Source organism: Leifsonia sp. 22587, assembly GCF_052044215.1.
GTDB classification, from domain to species: Bacteria; Actinomycetota; Actinomycetes; order Actinomycetales; family Microbacteriaceae; genus Leifsonia; species Leifsonia shinshuensis_C.
In genome coordinates this window covers 617,616-638,206 of the sequence record NZ_JBQENB010000002.1, presented here as the reverse complement: position 1 = coordinate 638,206, position 20,591 = coordinate 617,616, and the positions used below count along the sequence as shown (strand labels likewise).

Genomic DNA, 20,591 nt, shown 5'->3' with positions numbered 1-20,591 from the left:
GGCGGCGACGGTTTGCCATAGGGCGGTCCTATGGATCGGCCAGGATCATTCGCCGTTGTGTTCGGAATCGCCTACGGTGAAGGCTTTCCCAAACGGCCAGAACCCCCGAGAGCGAGCAAGCTGATGAGCGTGAATCCTTCTGCGGCCGGTACGGCTCAGCCGTCCGGGCTCAAACGAGAGCTGAAAGTGGCGGACGCCGCCGCCTTCTCCATCGGCCTGATCGGGCCGGTCGGCGTCATGGCCCTGCTCGGGGCCGGAGCGGCGGGGCTCCTCGGGGCCGGTGCGGTCTGGGCGTTCGTGTTCGCCCTCGTCGCCGTGGCGCTCGTCGCGTACGGCTTCGTCAAGCTCTCGCGGTACATCGCCCACACGGGATCGGTGTACGCCACCGTCGGGCTGACCCTCGGGCCCCGTGCCGGTTTCGTCGCGGGCTGGGCTCTCTTCTTCGCCTACGTCACGATCGGGGCGGGTTCGGGGATGGAGATCGGGCTCTTCCTGAACCAGCTGCTGGCCGACCTGGGCCTCCAGGTGCAGCCGCCGTGGCTCTGGGTGGCGATCGCCGCCCTCGCTCTCGTCTTCCTGCTCGCGCGCCGCGAGGTGCGGCTCATCACGCGGCTGCTGCTGTACGCGGAGCTCGCCGGAGCCGTCCTGGTCACCGTGCTCAACATCGTCGTGCTGGTGAAGCTCGGAGTCGGTGCCGCGCCGGGCGGCCTGCGGCTCAACTGGGGCTTCCTCGAACTCCCGCCGGGGACCGACGTCACCTTGATCGCCGCCGCGGCCGTGTTCGGCTTCCTCGCCTTCGCCGGGTTCGAAGGCGCCGCCACCCTCGGCGAGGAGACCGACAACCCGCGCCGCGACATCCCCCGCGCCTTCAAGATCGCCATCATCCTGGTCGGCGTCTTCTACCTCCTGTCGACGGTCGCCCAGTCCCTCGGCTACGGGACCGACGCAGCCGGCGTCAAGCGGTTCGCGTCCGCCGGGGCGCCGTACGGCGATCTCGCCCGCGGGTACGTCGGGCCGTGGCTGGCCGACATCCTGACGCTGACGGCGGTGATCAGTCTGTTCGCGATCTTCCTCGGAACGCTCTCGGGGGCGGCCCGTGTGGCATTCGCCCTGGCGCGCGATACGGCGCTCGCCCCGCGACTCGCCCGGCTCTCCAAGAACGGCGCTCCGACCACGGCGATCACCGTGGCCGTGGTGCTGGCGCTCATCGTGATCGTCGGCGAGAGCCTGACCGGGGCGGCGGTGCTGGATGCGACCTTCTGGTCGCTGACGATCGGCACGCTGGCCCTGCTGGTCGCCTATGTGCTCGCGACCGCCGGCGCCCTCCGGTTCCTCTTCTTCCGTCGCGACGTGAGCACGCCGAAGTGGCAGATGGTCATCCCGATCCTGGCGCTCATCCTCGTGCTCTACACGATCTACAAGAACGTCGTCGGCGTCGAAGCCCCGTACAGCTACTTCCCCTACATCGTCGCAGCCTGGTTGCTCATCGGCTTCGCGGTCAGCCTGCGCCGTGGCGTGGCCGACCGCGTGCGCGCCGCCCTTCGCGGCTCCCAGGAGCCGGCGCCCGGTTCGGTCGCCTCCGTCGATGCGGGCCGGCAGCCGGACGCTGCGCCGGCCCCCGAGCGGTGATCGCATGACCGCCATCGCAGCCGTTCAGCTCGACCCTGCGGTCGGTGACTTCGACGGGAACCGGCGCAAGGCCGCCACCGCGATCGCGGAGGCCTTCGCAGCCGGCGCGTCCATCGTCGTCATCCCGGAACTCGCCACCTCCGGGTACGTGTTCCGCGACCGCGACGAGGCGCGATCGGTCTCCATCCGCCCGGACCACGAGATCTTCGCCGAGTGGGCGCGGCTGGCCGCCGGCGCCCGGGACGGCGCCGGGGTCGTCGTCGGCGGCTTCAGCGAGCTCGGCGAGGGCGACGAGGTCCACAACAGCGCCGCGGTCGTCGACGCCTCCGGCGTGCGGGCCGTCTACCGCAAGGTGCACCTGTGGGACCGCGAGAAGGAGGTCTTCACTCCCGGGAAGGCGGCGCCGCCCGTCGTCGACACACCGCACGGCCGCGTCGGCGTCATGATCTGCTTCGACCTCGAGTTCCCCGAGTGGACGCGCATCGCCGGACTGGCGGGCGCCGATCTGCTGGCCGTTCCCACCAACTGGCCGCTGGTGCCCACCCCGCCGGGCGAGCGCCCCGCGGAACAGCGCATCGCCGTCGCAGCCGCCCTCGTCAACCGCATGGCCATCGTCTGCGCAGACCGGTTCGGCCGCGAGCGCGGGGTGGACTGGACCGAGGGGACGGCCATCATCTCTCCCGCAGGTGTCGTCATCGCCGAGGCGGGGCCGGGCCGCGGTGCGGCGACTGCCGACCTCGATCTGGCCGAGTCGCGGGACAAGCGGCTCTCCCCGAGGATCGACCTCTTCGACGACCGCCGGCCGGACCTGTACGGGCGTCTGGTGCACCCTGGCCCGGCGAGGGGCGTATGACTGGAGCATGACGAACACTGCTGCCCAGACCGACGGTTGGACCGGCGACTGGGCGGGCGACCCCGGCGAACTCGTGTACGGGCTCGACCTGTCGAGGTTCGCGGACGCCGACGGCGACGGGCTCGGCGACCTCGCCGGCGCCACGGAGCACCTGGACTATGTGGCCTCCCTCGGCGTGACGTGGATCTGGCTGCTGCCGTTCTATCCGAGCGCCCGCCGCGACAACGGGTACGACGTCGACGACCACCTCGCCGTCGATGAGCGGTTCGGCGACCTGGATGCGCTGCGCACCTTCCTCGACCGGGCCCACGAGCGCGGGATGCGCGTCCTCATCGACGCCGTGCTGCACCACACCTCCGACCGTCACGCCTGGTTCCGTGCGGCGGTCGAGGCCCCGGACTCCGCCGCCGGACGGTTCTTCATCTGGAGCGAGGACGACTCCGTCGAGCCGGGCGACCATCCGATGTTCCCGGGGGAGGACGACGCCGTGTGGGCGTACGAGCCGCGGGCGGGCCGGTACTACCACCACCAGTTCTACGCGTTCCAGCCGGACCTGAACGCCACCGATCCGGACGTCTTCGAGGAGATCGTCCGGGTGCTCAGCTTCTGGCTGGAAGTGGGCGTCGACGGCTTCCGCATCGACGCGGCGCTCCTCATCGTGCAGGGCAAGGGGAGGCCGGACACCGATGTGGACGACGGCTCGTTCTTCGACCGCCTCCGAGCGCGGCTGCGCGAGGTCAAACAGGATGTGGCGCTGATCGCCGAGGCGGACGAGTCGCCCGAGCTCATGGCGGCCCTCGTCGAGCGCGGCCGGTTCGAGGCGGTCATCGACTTCACGCTGAACAACTCCCTCATCCTCGCGCTCACACGCGGCAGGGCTCAGCCGCTCGTGGATGCGCTCCGGCGGCTGGACGACACCATCCCGCCCGATGCTCGGCTCAACTTCGTCCACAACGCGGACGAGCTCGACCTGCAGCAGCTGAGCGACGAGGAGCGGAAGGAGGCGTTCGAGCACTTCGCACCCGACCCGTCCATGCTGATCTACGGGCGCGGCATCCGGCGGGGCTGGGCTCCGATGATGCAGCCGCATGAGCGGGTGCGCATGACGCTGAGCCTGCTGTACGCGCTCCCCGGGGTCCCGCTGCTGCTCGCCGGTCAGGAGCTCGGCGTCGGCGACGACCTGAGCATCGAGGGGCGCGGCGCCGCCCGCACGACGATGCAGTGGGACGACTCGCGCTGGGGCGGTTTCACGAGCGCGGAGGAGTCCCCGCTCACCCTGCCGGCGCAGGTGGACGGGCCGTACGGGTTCCGGGATGTGAACGTCCGGGCGCAGGAGGACGACCCGGGATCGTTGCTCGCGCTGGGCCGGACGATCTCACAGGTGCGTCGCGCAAAGGGCGCGGCGGCGGGCGGATGGACGGTGGAGGACGTCGGCGCACCGTCCGTCCTCGCACTGCGCCGGGACGGGCTCCTCACGCTGCACAACCTGTCCGACCAGGCGGTCGAGCTCGACCTCGACCTGGGTGACGACGCGGAAGCAGCGCTCGCCGAGCGATGGGACGGGCGCACGCTCGGCGCGTACGGGTTCGCGTGGGTGTCGGTGTGAGAGCGCCCCGGGCGCATTCCGCGCCGACGGCGCCAGGTGAGCGACGATAGACGCTGTCGAGTCGACGACGAGGAGTGGCTGTGGAGCATCAGCAGCGAGGTGTGGCGGTCGTCACCGGCGCCGGCAGCGCAGACGGCATCGGCGCGGCGACGGCCCTGCTCCTGGGACGAGCCGGCATGAGCGTGGTGATCACGTCGACGACGGATCGGATCGAACAGCGCGCCGCGGAACTCCGGTCCGCAGGTGTGTCCGCCGTCGGGGTGGTGGCCGATCTGACCGGTCAGGACGGCGTGGACAGGGTGTTCGCGGCCGCCTCGGAGGCCTTCGGCGCACCGGCCGTACTGGTGAACAACGCGGGCATGACGTCGCTGTCCGACCCGGAGGACCCGGCGTCGGTCGATGACATCTCCATCGAGCAGTGGCGCACCTCGCTGGACCGCAATCTGACGACCGCGCTCCGGATGACTCGCGCCGCGGTCCCGCTCATGCGAGCCGCGGGCTACGGCAGGATCATCAACGTGTCCTCCCTCTCGGGGCCTGTCCAGGCCTACACCGGGGACGTGGCGTACCACGCCGCCAAGGCGGGCATGCTCGGCCTCACGCGTGCGGTGGCCGTCGACACCGCGGCCGCCGGGATCACGGTGAACGCCGTCGCCCCGGGGTGGATCCGCACGGCATCCTCGACCGACCGCGAGATCGCCATGGGGCACGCCACCCCGATCGGCCGTCCGGGGACTCCGGCCGAGGTCGCCGCCGCGATCGGTTTCCTGGCGAGCGCCGGCGCCTCGTACATCACAGGCCAGCTCCTCGTGATCGACGGGGCGAACTCGATCAACGAGGAAAGGGCGATGTGAGCCGCCGGTAGAGTAGCGGCATGACGGACGGGGGCACACGGCAGCTGATCCTGCTGCAGGCCGCCCGTCTGTTCGGAAAGCACGGCTACTACGGAACCACCACGCGGGAGATCGCCGACGCGGTGGGGATCCGGCAGCCGTCGCTCTTCTACCACTTCCCGGCCAAGCACAGCATCCTGGCCGAACTCGTGGACGCCGATCTCGCCCAGACGATGTCGCGCCTCGAGGAGGCCGTCGCGCTCGATGCGTCATGGGCGGAGCGATTCCATTTCTTCGTCACGCTCAGCTCGCGGGACTATCTGACGCTCCCGTACGACGCGCGTGGCTACTACAGTGACGCGCTGTTCGCCGAAGAGGAGTTCGCCCCGCAGCGCGAAGGCATCGAGCGCTTCCATGACGCCGTGCGCCGCTTCGTCGAGGCGGGGATCGAGGCGGGGGAGTTCCTCGCGGTCGATCCGGAGTTCGTGCAGAGGGCCATCACGGGCCTGCAGTTCGAGGGGATGCGCGAGCGCGAGACGAGCGCGTCGGCTCCGGTCTCCGAGCGTCCTCTGCAGGTGTCCGACTTCATCCTCCGCGCGGTCCTGGTCCAGCCGTCCCGCCTGGAGGACCTGCGCACCCGCACCCAGGAGCGCCTCCCGCGTCCGGTCGCATCCTGACGCGAGCACACTCTTCTCCGGTTCGACACGCACACGAAACAGCGGCGCAACATCCGTCACCTATCAATTGATAGACAGACCCTCTATCACTTGATAGTCTGCTCCCGGCTCACCCGAGCCGTGGAGCATCGAGCATCGACGGAGATCCCATGCACACCAGCAAGCGCCTCATCACGGCGACGGTCATCACGGCTGCCGTCATCGCCCTCACCGGCTGCTCCGCGGCCGCCGGCACGACGCAGACCACCGCGACGGCGGTGGCCACGGTCCCCGCCTCCGCCCTCCGCAGTGCGGGCACGCTTTCCGTCTGCACCACCAACCTCGGCTCACCGCCGAACATCACCACCGACGCCAGTGGGAACCTCGTGGGCAGTGAGATCGACCTCGCCAAGGCCATCGCGGGAAAGCTGGGCCTGAAGCCCGACTTCGTGATGGTCGACTTCTCGGCGCTCATCCCCAGCCTCCAGGCCAAGCAGTGCGACGTCATCATGGCGTCGCTCTACATCAAGCCGGCTCGGGAGAAGGTGGTCGACTTCGTCCCGTACCTGACGTCTGCCTCCGGGGTCGCCGTCAAGAAGGGCTCCGCCGACGGCGTGACGGGGCTCGACGACAGCCTGTGCGGCAAGAAGGTGATGGTGACCGTCGGCACGACCGCCCAGTCGCTCGCCGAGGACCAGTCGAAGAAGTGCACCGCCGCAGGCAAGAAGGCGCTCGACATCAGCACCAACAACCAGGCGACCGTTGGTTTCCAGCAGCTGGCGAGCGGACAGCTCGACGCCTACATCGACGCGGCAGAGCTGATCGGTTACTACCAGAAGCAGGGAACCGCCGGCATCCAGCTGGTCGGCAAGCCGACCGAGGCTGTCGACATCGGCGCGGCGACCCTCAAGGGAGACACCCCGCTGCACGACGGGATCCAGAAGGCCTTCGACGACCTGGTGTCGAGCGGTCAGTACTCCAAGATCCTCGACACCTGGGGACAGGGCGACCTCGCCTACGCGAAGAAGGGCTGACCCGTGAACTTCGACTGGGGATTCTTCTGGCAGAACCTGCTGACGCCCGGACCCCCGTTCCTGCAGGGGCTGGTGCTCACGGTCGTCATCTCCATCCTCGCCATGGCGGGAGCGCTCGTCGTCGGGCTCGGGATCGCCCTCCTGCGCCGTTCGCGGTTCGCGCCGCTCCGGGTGATCGCCAGCTTCTACATCTGGCTGATCCGCGGCACCCCGCTGCTGGTCCAGCTGGTCCTGATCTACACCGGCTTCGCCGCGGCGAACGTGTTCCGCTTCCAGGATGTCGACCTCGGCGGGCTGCTTGTGAAGGCCGCAGTGCAGGCGGCGATCGTCGGCCTCATCATCAACGAGAGCGCGTACATCTCGGAGATCATCCGGGCCGGGCTGGATTCCGTGCCGATCGGTCAGAGCGAGGCGGCGCAGGCGCTCGGGATGTCCGGGGCGTCCGCGATGCGGTGGATCATCCTCCCGCAGGCACTCCGGCTGATGGTGCCCCCGCTCGGCAACTCGTTCAACGGCTTGATGAAGAGCACCTCGATCCTCAGTGTGATCGGCGTCTCGGAGATGTTCCTGGTCTCCCAGAGCATCAGTGCGGCCACATTCCGCACCTTCGAGATCTTCGCTGTGGTGGCCATCTACTACCTCGCCCTGACCACGATCTGGACCGTCATCCAGGCAGGCATCGAGAAGCGTCTCAACGCCCGCGTCGGTATCGAGGCGACGGTCTCGCCCTGGCAGCGCCTATTCGGCGGCCGGCGCGGCTCCGTGCTCACCCCCGTCCAGCAGGAGGCCTGACATGACCGACACCAGCACTGCTGCGCCGATCGTGAGCGCGAAGCACGTCACTCGCACGCTCGGCGGGCGGCAGATCCTCAACGGGGTCTCCCTCGACGTGGCTCCGGGTGAGGTCGTCGTGCTCGTCGGGCCGTCCGGGGCGGGCAAGACCACCCTGTTGCGCACGATGAACGGCCTGGAGACCATCGACGGAGGCGAGCTGACGGTGGCGGGCCGGCCGATGGGCTACCGGGTCGGCCCGGAGGGCCGCCGGACACCGGCCTCGCGCGCCTCGCTCATGCGGCAGCGCCAGGAGATCGGGTTCGTCTTCCAGCACTTCAACCTGTTCCCGCACATGACTGCGCTCGAGAACATCTGGCACGCCCCGGTCCGCGTGCGCGGTACCGCGAAGAGGGAGGCGATCGCCCAGGCCGAGGCCCTGCTGGCTCGCGTCGGGCTCGCGGACAAGGCGGACGCCCGTCCGAACAAGCTCTCGGGCGGCCAGCAGCAGCGGGTCGCGATCGCACGCGCCCTAGCGATGAGGCCGCAGCTGATGCTCTTCGACGAGCCGACGAGCGCGCTCGACCCGGAGATGATCGGCGAGGTGCTCGACGTGATGAAGGAGCTGGCCGCCGAGAGCATGACGATGGTCGTCGTCACCCACGAGATGGGCTTCGCCCGCGAAGTGGCCGATCGCGTCGTCGTGATGGATGCCGGGGCGGTCGTCGAGGTCGCGCCCCCGGCCCAGCTGTTCGCGGCGCCGGCGCATCCGAGGACCCGGGCCTTCCTGTCGAAGATCCTCTGACCGTCGCGGCGTCATGCCGCCGTCCCCGTCCATCACCTGCGTCCCTGGGAGGACCATGCCCACGCCATCCGTGACCGGCGCCGTCGCCACGCCGCACGCCGCCGCCACCCGCTCCGCCGAGCGCGCCTTCGAGCGCGGCGGGACCGCCATCGACGCAGCTCTCGCTGCCGCGGCGACGCTCAGCGTCATCTACCCCCACAACGTGAGCATCGGAGGCGATGCGATCGTGCTCGTGCGCTCCCCGGACGGCGTGGTGCGCTGCATCAACGCCTCGGGACCGGCGGCGTACGCCGTCGACGTCGACAGGATGCGGGAGTCCCACGGCGCACTGCTCCCATACCGCGGGATCGACACCGTGACGGTGCCGGGGGCGCTGCGGGGGTGGGAGGTGCTGCACCGGCTGGGCGGCCGCCGCCCGTGGGCCGAGATCTTCGACGACGCGATCGGGTGGGCGGCGGACGGGTTCCCCGTCTCCCGCTCGCTGGCCGGGGCGTTCGCCGAGGAGCACGATGCGATCCGCTTCGATCCGGGCTTCCAGGACGTCTTCCTCCGCGGGGGGCGCGCACCGCGCGAAGGCGACCGCGTGGTCCAGCGCGCGCTGGCCGGAACGCTCGACGCGCTGCGCAACGAAGGTGCGGGTGCGCTCTACGACGGGTCGTTGACCGCCCGTTTCGTCGCGGGCCTCTCCGGGCTCGGGTCGCCGGTCGCCGGACCGGACCTGCTGCTGTTCCACCCCGAGGTCGTGGAACCGCTCAGCGCCGAATTCGGAGGCTACCGGATCCTCACGAGCCCGCCCAACACACACGGCTTCGTCCTGCTGCGGGTGCTGCGGGCGGTCGAGGAGGACGGCACCGCCGATCCGCTCGGCGCCGGCTTCGGGGCGATGCTGGAACGGTTCCGCGAGGCGAACCTGGTGCGGGACGAACTGCTGGCCGACCCTCGCGTCGCGCCGCATGCCGGGATCGACGCGCTGTTCGAGGAGCAGCCGGCCCGGCTGGAGCACGTGCCCGTGGCGCCCGGTTTCCGCCGGCCCACGGGGGACACGGTCGGAATCGCGGCGGCGGACTCCGAGGGGTGGTCGGTGTCCCTGATCCAGAGCGTCTACCACGCGTTCGGCGCAGCGGTCGTGGAGCCGTCCACGGGCATCCTGCTCCACAATCGGGGCACGAGCTTCTCGCTCGACCCGGCGTCCCCGAACGTGCTCGCGCCCGGCAAGCGGCCGCTCCACACTCTGATGCCGGTCCTCGTGACCGAGGGGGACGAACTCCGCTTCGTCTCGGCGACGATGGGAGGCCAGGGACAGCCGCAGATCCACGCGCAGACACTGCTCCGGGCGCTGGCCGGTGCGCCGGCCATCGATGCCGTCAGCGCGCCCCGCGCCATCGTCGGCCCTCAACGCGACGGCGACCGGCCCTCGGACGTCTACGTCGAGGCCGGCGTGGGCCCTGCCGCTCGCGCGTCCATCGACCGCACGGACCTGCACGTCATCGAGACCCCGGCGCTCAGCGAGCTGGTCGGGCACGCCAACCTGATCGCCGTGACGGCGGACGGCTTCGACGCGGGGAGCGATCCCCGCTCGGACGGGTCGGCGAGCGTGCGCCGCTACCCGCAGGAGGGGTCACGATGATGCCGGGGCGTCGACCGGAGGACCAGACGCTGGTGCTCATGCTCGCCCTCACCTTCTCGACCGGAATCGTGGATGCTGTCGGCTACCTCGGCCTCGACAAGGTTTTCGCAGGGAACATGACCGGCAACGTCGTCGTGCTGGGCATGGCGCTGGCCGGAGCCGAGGGGCTCCCCTGGGTCGGGCCCCTGATCGCGCTGTTCGCGTTCATGGCGGGCGCCGTCATCGGCGGCCGCACGCTGCGACGGGAGACCACCGGGTGGAACACTCGGACGAGCTGGTCGTTCACCGCCGTCGCCGCCGTGCTGCTCGCGTTGACCGTCGCGACCGCGATCTCCGGAGGCGTTCCGCCCGCCCCGTGGGGGATCGCGATCACGACGGTCCTCGCGGCCGCCATGGGTTTCCAGGCGGCCGTCGCCCGCCACCTCGCGGTGAAGGACGTCACCACGGTCGTCGTGACGTCGACGATCACGGGACTTGCCGCCGACTCACGCCTCGCCGGCGGCTCGGGCCAGCCGTGGCGTCGTCGTGCCGCCGCGGTGGTGCTCATCGCGCTGGGTGCTCTGCTGGGCGCCCTTCTGCTGCGGGTCCACATCGCGGTCCCGCTCGGCGTCGCAGCCGCGGTGAGCGCAGGCGCGGCCCTGCTCGGCCACTGGGCCGCGCACGAGAAGAGGGCGTACGAGCGGGAGCCGGTCGCCGCCAGGTGACGGCGACCGGCTGTCACACCGCGATCCGGCCTCCGTCGACGGGCAGAACGGCTCCGTGCACGTTACCCGCGAGCGGGGAGGCGAGGAAGAGGATCGCTTCGGCGACGTCGTCGGCGTCGCCGGGGCGGCCCGCCGGGGTCGTCTCGGCCAGCCGGCCGAGTCCGTCGCCCATCGCGGCGGTCCCCTCGGTTCGGGTGGGTCCGGGGCTCACGGCGTTGACGCGCACGCCCTGCGGACCGAACTCGGCCGCCCAGGCCTTGGTCAGCAGCTGGAGCGCTGCCTTGCTCGATCCGTAGAGGGCCATCCCGGCCATCCCGAAGTTGGCGACCATGGTCGTGACGTTGACGATCGCGCCCCGGCCGGCCGCGGCCATGGCCGGAGCGAGCGCTGCCACCAGGAGGAAGGGCGCCTTGACGTTGACGGCCGTCACCGCGTCGATGTCGTCGACCGTCACGTCGACGGTGGGGCCGAACGGGAAGATTCCCGCGTTGTTGACCAGGATGTCCACACGGCCGCCGCCGATGGCGAGCGCCTTCTCCGCCAGCTGCCTCACGCTCGCCGGGTCGGCCAGGTCGGCGGCGACGAAGTCGGCGGCGCCACCTGCGCGGCGGATCCCATCCACGGCCGCTCGTCCTCGCTCGGGGTCGCGTCCGCTCACGATGACATGGGCGCCCGCCGCGGCCATCTTCACCGCTGTGGCGCGCCCGATGCCGCTGGTGGCTCCCGTGATCAATGCGGTCGTACCGCCCAGGTCGATCGTCATCATCGTGTTCCCTTCGATTGGAGTGATTCCTACAATCGTGGCGGCGCCAGAATGGAGTAGCAACTACAAAACGAGTAGAGTTCCGGCATGATCACCATGCGGGGCGAGAGCGAGCGCACATTCACGCCGAAGGGATGGGCGACCCGGCAGCGGATCATCGAGGCGGCCTCCCGGCTGATCCTCGAGAACGGACTGGAGGCGGCGACTCTGGAGGAGATCCAGGCCGCAGCCGGGGCGAGCGCCTCGCAGCTGTACCACTATTTCGAGGACAAGAGCGAGCTCCTGCGGGCGGTCATCGAACACCAGACGGACTCCGTCCTCGGCACGCATCGGGTGATCCTGGAGCGGCTGGACAGCTTCGAGGCGCTCGAGGAGTGGCGGGACATGGTCGTGAGCATGTTGGACGCGCAGAACTGCGTCGGCGGGTGCCCCTTGGGTTCGCTTGCCAGCGGACTGGCGGAGTCGGACGCGCGCGCCCGGACCGCGCTGGCCGAGTCCTTCGAACGCTGGCAGGACCTGCTGCGCGAGGGCCTGGAGACGATGCGACAGCGGGGCGAACTGCGCGACGATGCGAACGTGGGAGACCTCTCGACCAGCGTGCTCGCCGCCGTGCAGGGCGGCCTGCTGCTGAGCCAGACGCGCCGCGACTCGGCGTCGGTACGGGTGGCACTCGACGCGTCCATCGCGTACTTGCGGACGCTCCGGCCGGAGCGCGCGCTCGGCCATGCCGGGACCGCGACGCGCGTCGGCGGCTGATGGGCAGCGCGTTCCGCGTGCAGCGTCTCCCCGGCCGGTGGAGCTTCGTGGACGCCGCCGGCCGGGCGTTCGTCAGCGCCGGAGTCGCCCACGCCGAGGTGACCAACCTTCAGTACCCGCACAACCTGGCGATCTTCCGCGAGCGGTACGGCAGTGTGCAGCGGTGGCTCCGAGAAGGGGTCGCCGCCGACCTGACCGCGTGGAACTTCACCACCGTGAGCGCGACCGAGGAGTACGTGAGCGGGAGCGGTCTGGGTACCAGCGGCGCCGCGATCGACATCGGCCATTCGGCCGGGTGGCCGGCGGAGCACTATCTGGCGACCGGAATGCCGTACTGCGTGCCGGTCCGTGCGCTCGAGATCGAGTCGTGGAACGGCCATCCGTACTACCGCGATGTCCGCTCGCCCGACTTCGCGGCGTGGTGCGACTACCTGGCCCGCAGCATCTGCCTTCCACATGCCGACAGCGACCGCCTCGTGGGGTACGTCCTCACCGACGGGCCGTCCTGGATCCGCCACCCGACCGGAGACGCCTTCCCCGGTGCGGACGACGACGAGGAGCTGGAGGCGATCGCCGAGACGTACTACGCGACACTCGTCGGGGCCATCCGGCAATACGATCCCGAGCACCTCGTCCTGGGCGACCGGTTCGGCACGACCGCAGGGCTCCCCGACCCTGTGCTGCGCGCTGCGGCGCGTCACGTCGACGCGATCTCGGTGCAGACGTTCCCCGGCCGGGACGAGAGCCTGCTGGAGCGCGCGCTCGAGCGGCTCGACGCCGTCCACGCGCTCACGGGCCTGCCGGTGCTGATCGTCGACACCGGCAACTGGGCGCCCACGGCCATGAGCCCTGGCCGCGTCTCCGGCATCGCGGACCAGTGGGAGCGCGGTGTCTTCTACGAGAGGACCGTGCGGGCATTCATGGAGCGGCCCTGGTGCCTGGGATGGCACTGGTGCGGCTACGTCGAGAATCCCGCGCGCGGGTACGGGCTCAAGGACCCCTGGGACGAGCCGTACACGGAGCTCACGGATCGCGTGACGCGGGTGAATGCGGAACTGCTCGCGCAGTACGGCCACGGCCAACCCGTCTGAGCCGTCACACCGCCGTACGCGGGCGCATCGGCGCCTCCGCGAAGGCGCGCACGGACTCCCGCCACGGCTGCTGCGCCCGCCAGCCGAGCTCGGCGGCGATGCGCTCCGACGACGCTGTGATGTGCCGCACGTCACCGAGCCGGAAGTCGCCCGTCACCACCGGGTCCGGACCGCCCATCGCCTCGGCGATCGCCGAGGCGAAGTCGCCGATCGTGCGCACCGCGCCGCTGCCCACGTTGAAGGCGCGCACCTCGCCGTCCGGCTGTCCGTCCAGCCACTTGGTCGCGGCGAGGTTGGCCCGGGCGACATCGCGCACATCGACGAAGTCGCGGCGCTGCCGTCCGTCTTCGAACACCAGCGGGGGGAGGCCGTCCTCCAGCCGCGATCGGAACAGGGCGGCGACGCCTGCGTACGGGGTGCCGATCGGCATCCGGGCGCCGAACACGTTGTGATAGCGGAGCGCCGCCACTCGCCCTCCGGTCGACCGGGCCCAGGAGCGGGCGAGCTGTTCCTGGGCGAGCTTGCTGATCGCTTAGACGTTGCGCGGCTCGGGCGGGTCGTCCTCGCGGATCAGCAGGGGCCGGAGCGGGCGTCCGTCGCGGTCGAGGGGGTCGAAGCGGCCGGCACGCAGGTCCTGCACCGCTCGGGCGGGCGGCTGGACCACGGTGTCCCCGTCGCAGTACAGGCCCTCGCCGTAGACGACCATCGAGGAGGCCAGCACCAGCCGCGTCGTCCCCGCCGCGGCCATCGCGGCGAGGAGCCGTGCGGTCACGGCGACGTTGGACTCGACATAGTCCGGGGCGTCGCCGAAGCCGACGCCCAGCCCGACTTTGGCCGCTTGGTGGCAGACCGCGCCGGCCGAGCGGAGCAGCGCTTCGGGAAGGGCGCCGGCATCGCCCACCAGCAGGTCGACGTCGCCGCGCAGCGCCGTGAACCAACCGGGTACCTCGTCGCTCGCGTGCACGTCCCGCCGCAGGGAGTCGACGACCGTCACCCGCCAGCCGCGGCCCAGTGCGGCCTCCACCACGTGCGAGCCGATGAAGCCGAGGCCTCCGGTCACCAGCAGGTGCGTCACCGTGCGCCTCCCGTCGCGACCGGGGCGGCGAGCACGCGCTGCACCGCGTCGACCGGGATGAGCGTTCGCGGTCGATAACCGGCGGGAACGGCGGCGACGGTGGCCGCGATCGCCGCCCGTATGCGCGGGCCGGCCTGCGCCATCCGTTCCAGGACGAGTGCCGCGTCGGCCGCGTCCGCGGTGTCGCCGGCGATGGTTCCCGCATCCGTGTCGGTGACGAAGGAGAGGGTGGCCAGCCCCATGCCGAGCTCAGCGGCGAGCACGGCCTCCGGGTACTGCGTCATGTTGACGATGTCGGCGCCCGCTGCGCGGAACCAGGCCGACTCGGCCCGGGTCGAGAAGCGCGGCCCCTGGATGACGACCGACGTTCCCTCCGGCACGGGGTCCTCGCCGAGTCCGGTCAGCGCCGCGACCGCCGCCTCCCGCAGCCCCGGATCGAACGGCTCCGCCGCGGCCAGGTGCTGGACATCGGCCCCGTCGAAGAACGAGTCGGGACGACCGCTGGTCCGGTCGATGAGCTGGTCGGGCACCACGAAGCGGCCGGGGCGGGCACGGTCCGACAGGCCGCCGACGGCGGACGAGGTCACCACCGCGCGGACGCCGAGCTCGGCGAGCGCCCAGATGTTCGCCCGGTACGGGATGCGGTGGGGCGCCAGCGCGTGGTTTTCGCCATGACGGGCCAGGAACGCCACGCGACGTCCGCCCACCGTCCCGATGCGGATCGGGCCCGATGGCGGTCCGTAGGGCGTGGCGAGGCTCAGGGTCTCCCGCTCCTCGCCGTCGTCGAACAGCCGGTACAGGCCCGACCCTCCGATCACGGCGATCTCCGCCTTCGTCATGCTGTCTCCTCTCGAACGGGCGCCCGGGGCGCCGGGGGGCGGGGTGCGAGGCGCCGGCGGCGCCGCACGAGTGTGGCCGTGGTGACGATCAGAGCGGCTGCGGCCACGACGAGTGTCCCGGCCGGATGCGCGGGGACCAGCGTCTTCGCCGTCAGCGCGAGCGGGACCGCCAGCCACTCCCAGCGCCGGCTGAGTGCGATGAACGGGATGAGCACGAGCGCATACCAGGGATAGCTCGGACTCGTGATCAGCAGCACCGCCCCCACAGACACCACCTGGGCATGCCACGGCGCGTCGGGATCGGCGGTGCGCCAGGCCAGCACGAGCGCGGCGAGGATGAGCACCGCCGCGCCTGCGGTCGCCCAGAGCCCGGGAAGGAAGGGGGACAGAAGCGCGAACCGGGAGCCGCTGTCGTACCCCTCCTCGTCCAGGTAGCCCGGCAGATAGCCGATGACCCCCCACCCGGTCACCGCGACATACGGGGCGTAGCAGACTGCGAAGGTGACGGCCGCTGTCAGCGCCGTGGTCATCGGCCGCCGCCTGGCGAGTGCGGGAGCGGCGATCGCCGGGACGAACTTCGCCGCAGCCGCCAGTCCGACCAGCACCCCGACCAGCACCGCTCGCCTTCTGCTTCCGGGAACGCCGCCAGCAAGGACGGCGCCCAAGCGCCCCGTCACGGCTGGCGCCGCCGCGAAGGTCGCGGCCACGACCAACAGCACCCCGAGCACATCGACGTGCGAGTTCGTCACCGCCTCCGCCGCCACGAACGGCGACCACCCCCAGACGGCCGCCCAGCGCGGGTCGAGACCCCGGGCGCGCATCCCCGCAACGAGCAGCACGGTCGTACCGAGGCTGAGCAGCAGTCCGCTCACCTGGAGCGGGCCATAACGGGCGTCGACCGGCACGACCGCCCGGACGGCGGCGAAGTACGCCTCGGCAACGGGCGGGTAGATCGTGGGCGCATGCGGCCGGTTGAGCGCGGTGCAGAGCGCGCCCCCGCCTGGGACGCTCGTCGTCCGCTGGATGCGCCGGCCCTCGCAGGCCTGCGAACCGTCGGCGTCCGTCACGGGCGCCGGGAACAGCCACGCGACCCGATACCGGTCGAGGGCGTCGGCGGCGGGAACGTACGCGTACGGGGAGATCCCCGCATCCTGGACGATGCCGTCCCAGGCGTAGCGGGCAGAGTCCGTGCTCAGGTTCGGCGGACCGGCGAGCGCGGCACACCCCAGCGCCGCCGATCCCGCGAGCACGAGGACGATCGCCGCGCGCCCGCGCACGCTCAGCAGCACGAGGAAGGCAGCGCCGGCGATCAGCCCGGCGGCGCCGGCGGCGATCCCCAGGGCGAGGGCGGCGCCTGGCACGAATCCGCCGATTCCCGCCGTGGCGACGGCGGTGAGGGCCGTCAGGGCGGCGAGCAGCACGGAGACGATGGCGATCCTCACGTCGTCGAGTGTGACAAGTCGTCGCGTCCCGAAGGGCCGGATGGGCCGTCCTGTTCGGGGATCGTAAGATTTGCCGGCCGTGCGGCCGCGGCGTGCCGATCAGAATCGGAGCATGTCGGTCACCGATCGCGCCTCGAGCGCCCTGGCGGAGCGGATGGCCCGCGCTCGCGGCGCCCTGGCGGCCCCCGCCCGCACCGCCCGGACCACGGTCGTCATCGGCCGCCTTCTCGCCGCCGCCTTCGTCGTCTGCTTCCTCACCGGGCTCTACAGCCACCTGCTGCAGGAACCGTTGCCGGGCATGCGCTTCCCCACCTGGCCGGGCGTCTACGCCTTCACGCAGGGGCTGCACGTCGCCGTCGGCATCGCGATCCTCCCGCTGCTGCTCGGCAAGCTGTGGACCGTCTTCCCGCGACTGCTGCTGTGGCCGCCGGCCGGCTCGCCGCTGCAGCTCGTGGAGCGCGCCTCCGTCGGCCTGCTGGTCTCCAGCGCGCTTCTAGAGCCCGCGATCGGCTTGGTCAACACGTACCAGTGGTACCCCTGGCCGTTCCCGTTCCGGCAGACGCACTACGCGCTGGCATGGGTGATCGTCGGGTCCATAGCCCTTCATGTCGCGGTGAAACTGCCGACCATCGTGCGCTACTGGCGCCGGCGGAGCATCGCCCACGACCGGGGCGTGGCCGATGAATGACCAGCCGGGGGTCAGCCGCCGTGCGCTGCTCGGCACCATCGCCGCCGCTGCGGTGGCAGCTGTGGGCCTCACGGCCGGCCAGTCGTTCGGCTGGCTGGCTCCGCTCAACGTCTTCGCACCGAGAGTGCCGGGCCGCGGCCCCCAGGGAGTTCCGGTGAACACGACAGCGGCGTCGGCGGGAGTGGTGGAGACCGCGCGGGCCGCCGACTGGACCCTCGCGATCCGCAACGGCGACCGTGCCGAGACGCTCGACCGCGCCCGCCTGCTCGCGCTGCCGCAGGCGCGGTCGACGCTGCCGATCGCCTGCGTGGAGGGCTGGAGCACCACCGCGGAGTGGAGCGGCGTGCGGATGCGCGACCTGCTCGCGCTGGTCGGTGCATCTGCCGGGGCCACGGTGCTCGTCACGAGCCTCCAGCCGCGAGGAGCCTACCGCCGGACGACGATGGGGCCGGAGTTCGCCCAGGACCCGGACACTCTGGTGGCTTTGACGCTCAACGGGGAGACCCTCGATCTGGATCACGGATACCCGGCGCGCGTGATCGCGCCCGGTCGTCCGGGCGTGCTGCAGACCAAGTGGTTGAGCTCGATCGAGGTGGTGCCGGCGTGATGCGCGCGCGTGTGGCCATCGGGGCGGCAGGCGTGGCCCTGATCGGGGTGGGTGGTGTGTTCCTCCTGCTGGGGCTGGGGCCCGCCGAGATCGCCGGGTTGGTCGCCTGGCTGGCGGCGGCGGTCGTGCTGCACGACGCGCTGCTGGTTCCAGCGGTGACCACGATCGACCTGCTGCTGCGGCGCACGGCCCGTCGCCTGCCTCCCGCGGTCGTCGCCGTCGTGGAGGCGGGCTTCGCGGTCGGGGCGCTTATCACCGCCATGGTCGTTCCCGAACTCGTGGCGCAGGCGCGGGGCCCGCGCAACCCGACCGTGGTGCCGGGAGACTACGCGAGCCGTCTGGCCGTCCTCTGGATCGCGATCTCGATCGTCGTCTCCCTGACCTGCTCCGTCATCGTGCTGCGCACCCGGAGGGCGTCGCGCCGACGGCGGTGAGGAGCGTTTCGCGAGGCCTGGACGCTCAGCGCGTCGCGAGCACGAAGGTGCGTCCGGCCGTCGCGACCGTGGTGACGTCCATCCCGAGGTCACCCGCGATGCGGGCCGCTGCCCGGTGGCCCACCTCGGCCCAGGGGAACCAGGCGCTGCGGGCGCCGGCCGGATGCACCAGTTGCGCCGCGAAGTGTACGTTCCGTTCGGGGTCGGCGTGGGTCTCCACGATCATGCGGCCGCCCGGGCGCAGCAGCTCCGAGCCGCGCGCCAGGAGCGCGGCCGGGTCCCCGCCGATCCCCACATTGCCGTCGAACAGCGCGACGGCGCCCCAGGTGCCCTCCGCGGGGAGCGGGTCGAATACGGACCGCCGCAGAACCGGGAGGCCCTGCGAGCGTGCGAGCCCCACGGCCGCCGGCGAAATGTCGATGCCCAGTGCGAGCCTCCCCGCCTCGATCGCGGCGCGCACCATCCGCGCGGGACCGCAGCCGACGTCGAGCACCGGGCCCGTCGTGAGAGCGAGCACGCCCCGCTCCGCGTCGGTCGCGGCGGCCAGGTAGGCGGACACATCGAGGGACGTCGCGTCGTCGCCGGGGCGGGGGATGTCGTCCCTCACGACGGAAAGCACACCCCCGCCCACCCGCAGAGCGAGCTCGTACGGCTCCGCACCGCCGCGTCCGAACTCGGCCGACGTCTCGGATGCGGTGGCCGCAATGGTCGTCCCGCCCAGTGCTGCCGGGCTCACGCCGGCACCCGCGTCGGCCGGAGGCTGTGCAGCGTCCGGGCCAGCGCCGGCGCCCGGTGAGCCGCGAGCGGCAGATCCGAGGCGGTGTCGATGTCGGTGAGCGGCGGCAGCAGCCGGACCCGCAGGCCGGCGGCCCGCAGCCGCCCGAGCTGGTGGGCGCCGGTGGAGCCGGTCGACATCGGCACACCCCGGACCAGGTCGCCGACGGGCCGGCGCAGCGCGAGCGCCCAGAAGCCGCCGTCCGTCGCCGGGCCGAAGTGCGCATCCACCGCGGGGTCGTCCGAGAAGACGTCGGCGACCATGGCGGGGTCGAGATGCGGGGTGTCCATCCCGAGCAGCAGCAGGGGCTCGTCGACGGCGTCGAAGAGCGCGGCGATCCGCTCGTCCAGTCCGCCCTCGGACTGCGACATCAGCTCCCAGCCGGCCGCCCCGTCCGGTGCCACCGTGCCGTCGAAGTAGAGGATGCGGCGGGTCACGGGCAGCCCGCCCGCGACGTGGAGGGTGTCGGCGAGCGCCGCTCCGGCGATCGCCGCCGCCTCTTCCGCGCTGAAATCGGGTTGCAGGCGCGTCTTCACCCGGCCGGGGAGGCACTCCTTGGCGATCACGGCGACGGCGGTCATCGGCCAGCCTCCGCCAGCCGCCGTCGCGTGTCGCGCACGGCCGTGACATAGCCGCGCAGCGAGCCGGTCACCTTGGACCTGCCGATGCGGGGATGGTAGAGCACATCCACCTGGGCGACTCGCCAGCCGGACCGGTGCGCGCGCAGCACCACCTCGACCGGATACCCGCTGCGCCGGTCGTCGACGCCCAGTCCGAGCAGCGGCAGACGGCGGGCGGCACGCACAGGACCCAGGTCGTAGAGGGGGAGGCCGGTACGGGAGCGCAGCATCCTCGCGAGCACGACGTTGGCAGCTCGTGCGGGCAGCGGCCACGCCGCCCGCACGGTGGGTCGCCGTCGCCCGATGACCAGATCCGCCGTCCCGTCGTCCAGGGGTGCGACGAGCGCGTCGAACGCCGCAGGGTGGATGGAGCCGTCGGCGTCGCACACGACCACCGTGTCGGAGGTGGCGGCGGACAGGCCCGCGTGGACGGCGGCGCCGTACCCCCGGCGGGACTCGGTCACCACGCGGGCGCCCGCCCGGCGTGCCACCTCGGCGCTGGCGTCGGTCGACCCGTTGTCGACCACGATCGCGCGGTAGCGCGGAGGCAGAGCGGCCAGGAGCGCAGGCAGGGCATCCGCCTCGTTCAGGCAGGGGAGCACGACATCGATCGGTACGGTCACGGTTCGACGGTATGCAGCAGCGCGGTCGGACCACCCGCGCAGAATCTTACGAAACACGGACGGTCGCCGCCTGCGCTCGCCGCAGACGGACCCCGGCACGGCGGGTCGACCTATGCTGAGCGCATGACCGCCGTACCCGCCGATCCGCGACCCCCGCGCGAGCTGCGCGACCGGCGGGTGCTCGTGGTGGAGGACGACCCGACGGTCCGCGAGGTGGCCAGCGGGTACCTGCGATCCGCCGGCCTGATCGTCGACGAGGCGGTCGATGGATTCCGGGCGCTCTCCCTCGCCGAGCTCACACCACCCGACCTCGTCGTGCTCGACCGGATGCTGCCGGGCATCGACGGCCTCGAGGTGGCG

Annotated in this window: 21 protein-coding genes and 2 pseudogenes (1 of these 23 only partly in view); 16 read left to right on the top strand and 7 right to left on the bottom strand. The window is 71.7% G+C overall.

Annotated features, from left to right (window positions below; translation table 11 throughout):
* Window positions 1-129: 129 nt before the first annotated feature.
* The 10 genes from ACTJI1_RS11035 to ACTJI1_RS10990 all read left to right on the top strand — a co-directional run bounded on the left by ACTJI1_RS11035 (window position 130) and on the right by ACTJI1_RS10990 (window position 10,518).
* Window positions 130-1,629 carry an APC family permease gene (locus ACTJI1_RS11035; RefSeq protein ID WP_440742652.1) on the top strand — a complete coding sequence of 500 codons (1,500 nt, stop codon included), beginning with the start codon at window positions 130-132 and terminating at the stop codon, window positions 1,627-1,629.
* Between the two features lie 4 nt (window positions 1,630-1,633).
* A complete protein-coding gene (locus ACTJI1_RS11030; RefSeq protein ID WP_440742651.1) occupies window positions 1,634-2,482 on the top strand; it encodes a nitrilase-related carbon-nitrogen hydrolase in 849 nt (282 codons plus the stop codon).
* Between the two features lie 7 nt (window positions 2,483-2,489).
* A complete protein-coding gene (locus ACTJI1_RS11025) occupies window positions 2,490-4,088 on the top strand; it encodes an alpha-amylase family glycosyl hydrolase (RefSeq protein WP_440742650.1) in 1,599 nt (532 codons plus the stop codon).
* A gap of 80 nt (window positions 4,089-4,168) precedes the next feature.
* Entirely contained in the window at window positions 4,169-4,942 is a 774-nt protein-coding gene (locus tag ACTJI1_RS11020) for an SDR family NAD(P)-dependent oxidoreductase (protein ID WP_440742649.1), read from the top strand.
* A 20-nt stretch (window positions 4,943-4,962) separates the two neighbouring features.
* Complete coding sequence (locus tag ACTJI1_RS11015) at window positions 4,963-5,598, top strand: TetR/AcrR family transcriptional regulator (protein ID WP_440742648.1); 636 nt, start codon at window positions 4,963-4,965, stop codon at window positions 5,596-5,598.
* A 149-nt stretch (window positions 5,599-5,747) separates the two neighbouring features.
* Window positions 5,748-6,611 (top strand): ABC transporter substrate-binding protein, encoded by an 864-nt coding sequence (locus tag ACTJI1_RS11010; RefSeq protein WP_440742647.1) that lies wholly within the window; start codon window positions 5,748-5,750, stop codon window positions 6,609-6,611.
* 3 nt (window positions 6,612-6,614) lie between these two features.
* A complete protein-coding gene (locus ACTJI1_RS11005) occupies window positions 6,615-7,403 on the top strand; it encodes an amino acid ABC transporter permease (protein ID WP_440742646.1) in 789 nt (262 codons plus the stop codon).
* Between the two features lies 1 nt (window position 7,404).
* Complete coding sequence (locus tag ACTJI1_RS11000; RefSeq protein WP_440742645.1) at window positions 7,405-8,187, top strand: amino acid ABC transporter ATP-binding protein; 783 nt, start codon at window positions 7,405-7,407, stop codon at window positions 8,185-8,187.
* Window positions 8,188-8,242: 55 nt separating this feature from the next.
* Window positions 8,243-9,814, top strand: coding sequence for a gamma-glutamyltransferase family protein (locus ACTJI1_RS10995; protein ID WP_440742644.1), 1,572 nt, complete (start codon window positions 8,243-8,245; stop codon window positions 9,812-9,814).
* Window positions 9,814-10,518 (top strand): YoaK family protein, encoded by a 705-nt coding sequence (locus tag ACTJI1_RS10990; RefSeq protein ID WP_440742643.1) that lies wholly within the window; start codon window positions 9,814-9,816, stop codon window positions 10,516-10,518. The genes ACTJI1_RS10995 and ACTJI1_RS10990 overlap by 1 nt, the downstream gene beginning before the upstream one ends.
* A 13-nt stretch (window positions 10,519-10,531) precedes the next feature.
* Here ACTJI1_RS10990 and ACTJI1_RS10985 read toward each other — a convergent pair whose 3' ends face one another.
* Window positions 10,532-11,284: an SDR family NAD(P)-dependent oxidoreductase gene (locus tag ACTJI1_RS10985; protein WP_440742642.1), complete on the bottom strand. Its 753-nt coding sequence runs from the start codon at window positions 11,282-11,284 to the stop codon at window positions 10,532-10,534.
* 84 nt (window positions 11,285-11,368) lie between these two features.
* Between ACTJI1_RS10985 and ACTJI1_RS10980 the strand changes: the two genes are divergently transcribed.
* Together ACTJI1_RS10980 and ACTJI1_RS10975 are read left to right on the top strand one after the other, a co-directional pair.
* Entirely contained in the window at window positions 11,369-12,037 is a 669-nt protein-coding gene (locus ACTJI1_RS10980; RefSeq protein ID WP_440742641.1) for a TetR/AcrR family transcriptional regulator, read from the top strand.
* Complete coding sequence (locus tag ACTJI1_RS10975) at window positions 12,037-13,128, top strand: agarase (RefSeq protein WP_440742640.1); 1,092 nt, start codon at window positions 12,037-12,039, stop codon at window positions 13,126-13,128. Before ACTJI1_RS10980 ends, ACTJI1_RS10975 begins: the two co-directional genes overlap by 1 nt.
* Window positions 13,129-13,132: 4 nt before the next feature.
* On the opposite strand, the pseudogene ACTJI1_RS10970 reads toward ACTJI1_RS10975, so the two are convergent.
* The 3 genes and pseudogenes from ACTJI1_RS10970 to ACTJI1_RS10960 form a co-directional block, all read right to left on the bottom strand.
* Window positions 13,133-14,203, bottom strand: a pseudogene (locus ACTJI1_RS10970) (NAD-dependent epimerase/dehydratase family protein).
* The gene (locus ACTJI1_RS10965; protein WP_440742639.1) at window positions 14,200-15,042 is read right to left on the bottom strand and encodes an MTAP family purine nucleoside phosphorylase; all 843 of its coding nucleotides are present in this window, start codon (window positions 15,040-15,042) and stop codon (window positions 14,200-14,202) included. Before ACTJI1_RS10965 ends, ACTJI1_RS10970 begins: the two are co-directional and overlap by 4 nt.
* The gene (locus ACTJI1_RS10960) at window positions 15,039-16,484 is read right to left on the bottom strand and encodes a glycosyltransferase 87 family protein (RefSeq protein WP_440742638.1); all 1,446 of its coding nucleotides are present in this window, start codon (window positions 16,482-16,484) and stop codon (window positions 15,039-15,041) included. Before ACTJI1_RS10960 ends, ACTJI1_RS10965 begins: the two co-directional genes overlap by 4 nt.
* 112 nt (window positions 16,485-16,596) lie before the next feature.
* On the opposite strand from ACTJI1_RS10960, the gene ACTJI1_RS10955 reads away from it, so the two are divergent.
* From ACTJI1_RS10955 to ACTJI1_RS10945, 3 genes are read left to right on the top strand one after another with little or no spacing between them, the layout of a single operon-like run.
* A complete protein-coding gene (locus ACTJI1_RS10955; protein ID WP_440742637.1) occupies window positions 16,597-17,172 on the top strand; it encodes a hypothetical protein in 576 nt (191 codons plus the stop codon).
* Window positions 17,165-17,779, top strand: coding sequence for a molybdopterin-dependent oxidoreductase (locus tag ACTJI1_RS10950; protein WP_440742636.1), 615 nt, complete (start codon window positions 17,165-17,167; stop codon window positions 17,777-17,779). The genes ACTJI1_RS10955 and ACTJI1_RS10950 overlap by 8 nt, the downstream gene beginning before the upstream one ends.
* Window positions 17,779-18,213, top strand: a complete 435-nt coding sequence (locus tag ACTJI1_RS10945) for a hypothetical protein (RefSeq protein WP_440742842.1) — start codon at window positions 17,779-17,781, stop codon at window positions 18,211-18,213. Before ACTJI1_RS10950 ends, ACTJI1_RS10945 begins: the two co-directional genes overlap by 1 nt.
* A gap of 25 nt (window positions 18,214-18,238) precedes the next feature.
* On the opposite strand, the gene ACTJI1_RS10940 is transcribed toward ACTJI1_RS10945, so the two are convergent.
* From ACTJI1_RS10940 to ACTJI1_RS10930, 3 genes are read right to left on the bottom strand one after another with little or no spacing between them, the layout of a single operon-like run.
* Window positions 18,239-18,949, bottom strand: coding sequence for a class I SAM-dependent methyltransferase (locus tag ACTJI1_RS10940; protein ID WP_440742635.1), 711 nt, complete (start codon window positions 18,947-18,949; stop codon window positions 18,239-18,241).
* On the bottom strand, window positions 18,946-19,569 hold the full coding sequence (locus ACTJI1_RS10935; protein WP_440742634.1) for a TIGR04282 family arsenosugar biosynthesis glycosyltransferase: 624 nt from the start codon (window positions 19,567-19,569) through the stop codon (window positions 18,946-18,948). Before ACTJI1_RS10935 ends, ACTJI1_RS10940 begins: the two co-directional genes overlap by 4 nt.
* Entirely contained in the window at window positions 19,566-20,231 is a 666-nt protein-coding gene (locus tag ACTJI1_RS10930; protein WP_440742633.1) for a glycosyltransferase family 2 protein, read from the bottom strand. The genes ACTJI1_RS10935 and ACTJI1_RS10930 overlap by 4 nt, the downstream gene beginning before the upstream one ends.
* A gap of 123 nt (window positions 20,232-20,354) precedes the next feature.
* Here ACTJI1_RS10930 and ACTJI1_RS10925 point away from each other — a divergent pair.
* A pseudogene (locus ACTJI1_RS10925) lies at window positions 20,355-20,591 on the top strand (response regulator transcription factor) (it continues 481 nt past the right edge of the window).

Bases quoted from the DNA above. Each gene is read 5' to 3' on its own strand.
- ACTJI1_RS10995 (WP_440742644.1), top strand. From the start codon at position 8,243: ATGCCCACGCCATCCGTGACCGGCGCCGTCGCCACGCCGCACGCCGCC.
- ACTJI1_RS10950 (WP_440742636.1), top strand. From the start codon at position 17,165: ATGAATGACCAGCCGGGGGTCAGCCGCCGTGCGCTGCTCGGCACCATC.
- ACTJI1_RS11025 (WP_440742650.1), top strand. From the start codon at position 2,490: ATGACGAACACTGCTGCCCAGACCGACGGTTGGACCGGCGACTGGGCG.
- ACTJI1_RS11000 (WP_440742645.1), top strand. From the start codon at position 7,405: ATGACCGACACCAGCACTGCTGCGCCGATCGTGAGCGCGAAGCACGTC.
- ACTJI1_RS11010 (WP_440742647.1), top strand. From the start codon at position 5,748: ATGCACACCAGCAAGCGCCTCATCACGGCGACGGTCATCACGGCTGCC.
- ACTJI1_RS11015 (WP_440742648.1), top strand. From the start codon at position 4,963: ATGACGGACGGGGGCACACGGCAGCTGATCCTGCTGCAGGCCGCCCGT.
- ACTJI1_RS10965 (WP_440742639.1), bottom strand. From the start codon at position 15,042: ATGACGAAGGCGGAGATCGCCGTGATCGGAGGGTCGGGCCTGTACCGG.
- ACTJI1_RS10980 (WP_440742641.1), top strand. From the start codon at position 11,369: ATGATCACCATGCGGGGCGAGAGCGAGCGCACATTCACGCCGAAGGGA.
- ACTJI1_RS10990 (WP_440742643.1), top strand. From the start codon at position 9,814: ATGCCGGGGCGTCGACCGGAGGACCAGACGCTGGTGCTCATGCTCGCC.
- ACTJI1_RS10935 (WP_440742634.1), bottom strand. From the start codon at position 19,569: ATGACCGCCGTCGCCGTGATCGCCAAGGAGTGCCTCCCCGGCCGGGTG.
- ACTJI1_RS10985 (WP_440742642.1), bottom strand. From the start codon at position 11,284: ATGATGACGATCGACCTGGGCGGTACGACCGCATTGATCACGGGAGCC.
- ACTJI1_RS10955 (WP_440742637.1), top strand. From the start codon at position 16,597: ATGTCGGTCACCGATCGCGCCTCGAGCGCCCTGGCGGAGCGGATGGCC.
- ACTJI1_RS10945 (WP_440742842.1), top strand. From the start codon at position 17,779: ATGCGCGCGCGTGTGGCCATCGGGGCGGCAGGCGTGGCCCTGATCGGG.
- ACTJI1_RS10975 (WP_440742640.1), top strand. From the start codon at position 12,037: ATGGGCAGCGCGTTCCGCGTGCAGCGTCTCCCCGGCCGGTGGAGCTTC.
- ACTJI1_RS11030 (WP_440742651.1), top strand. From the start codon at position 1,634: ATGACCGCCATCGCAGCCGTTCAGCTCGACCCTGCGGTCGGTGACTTC.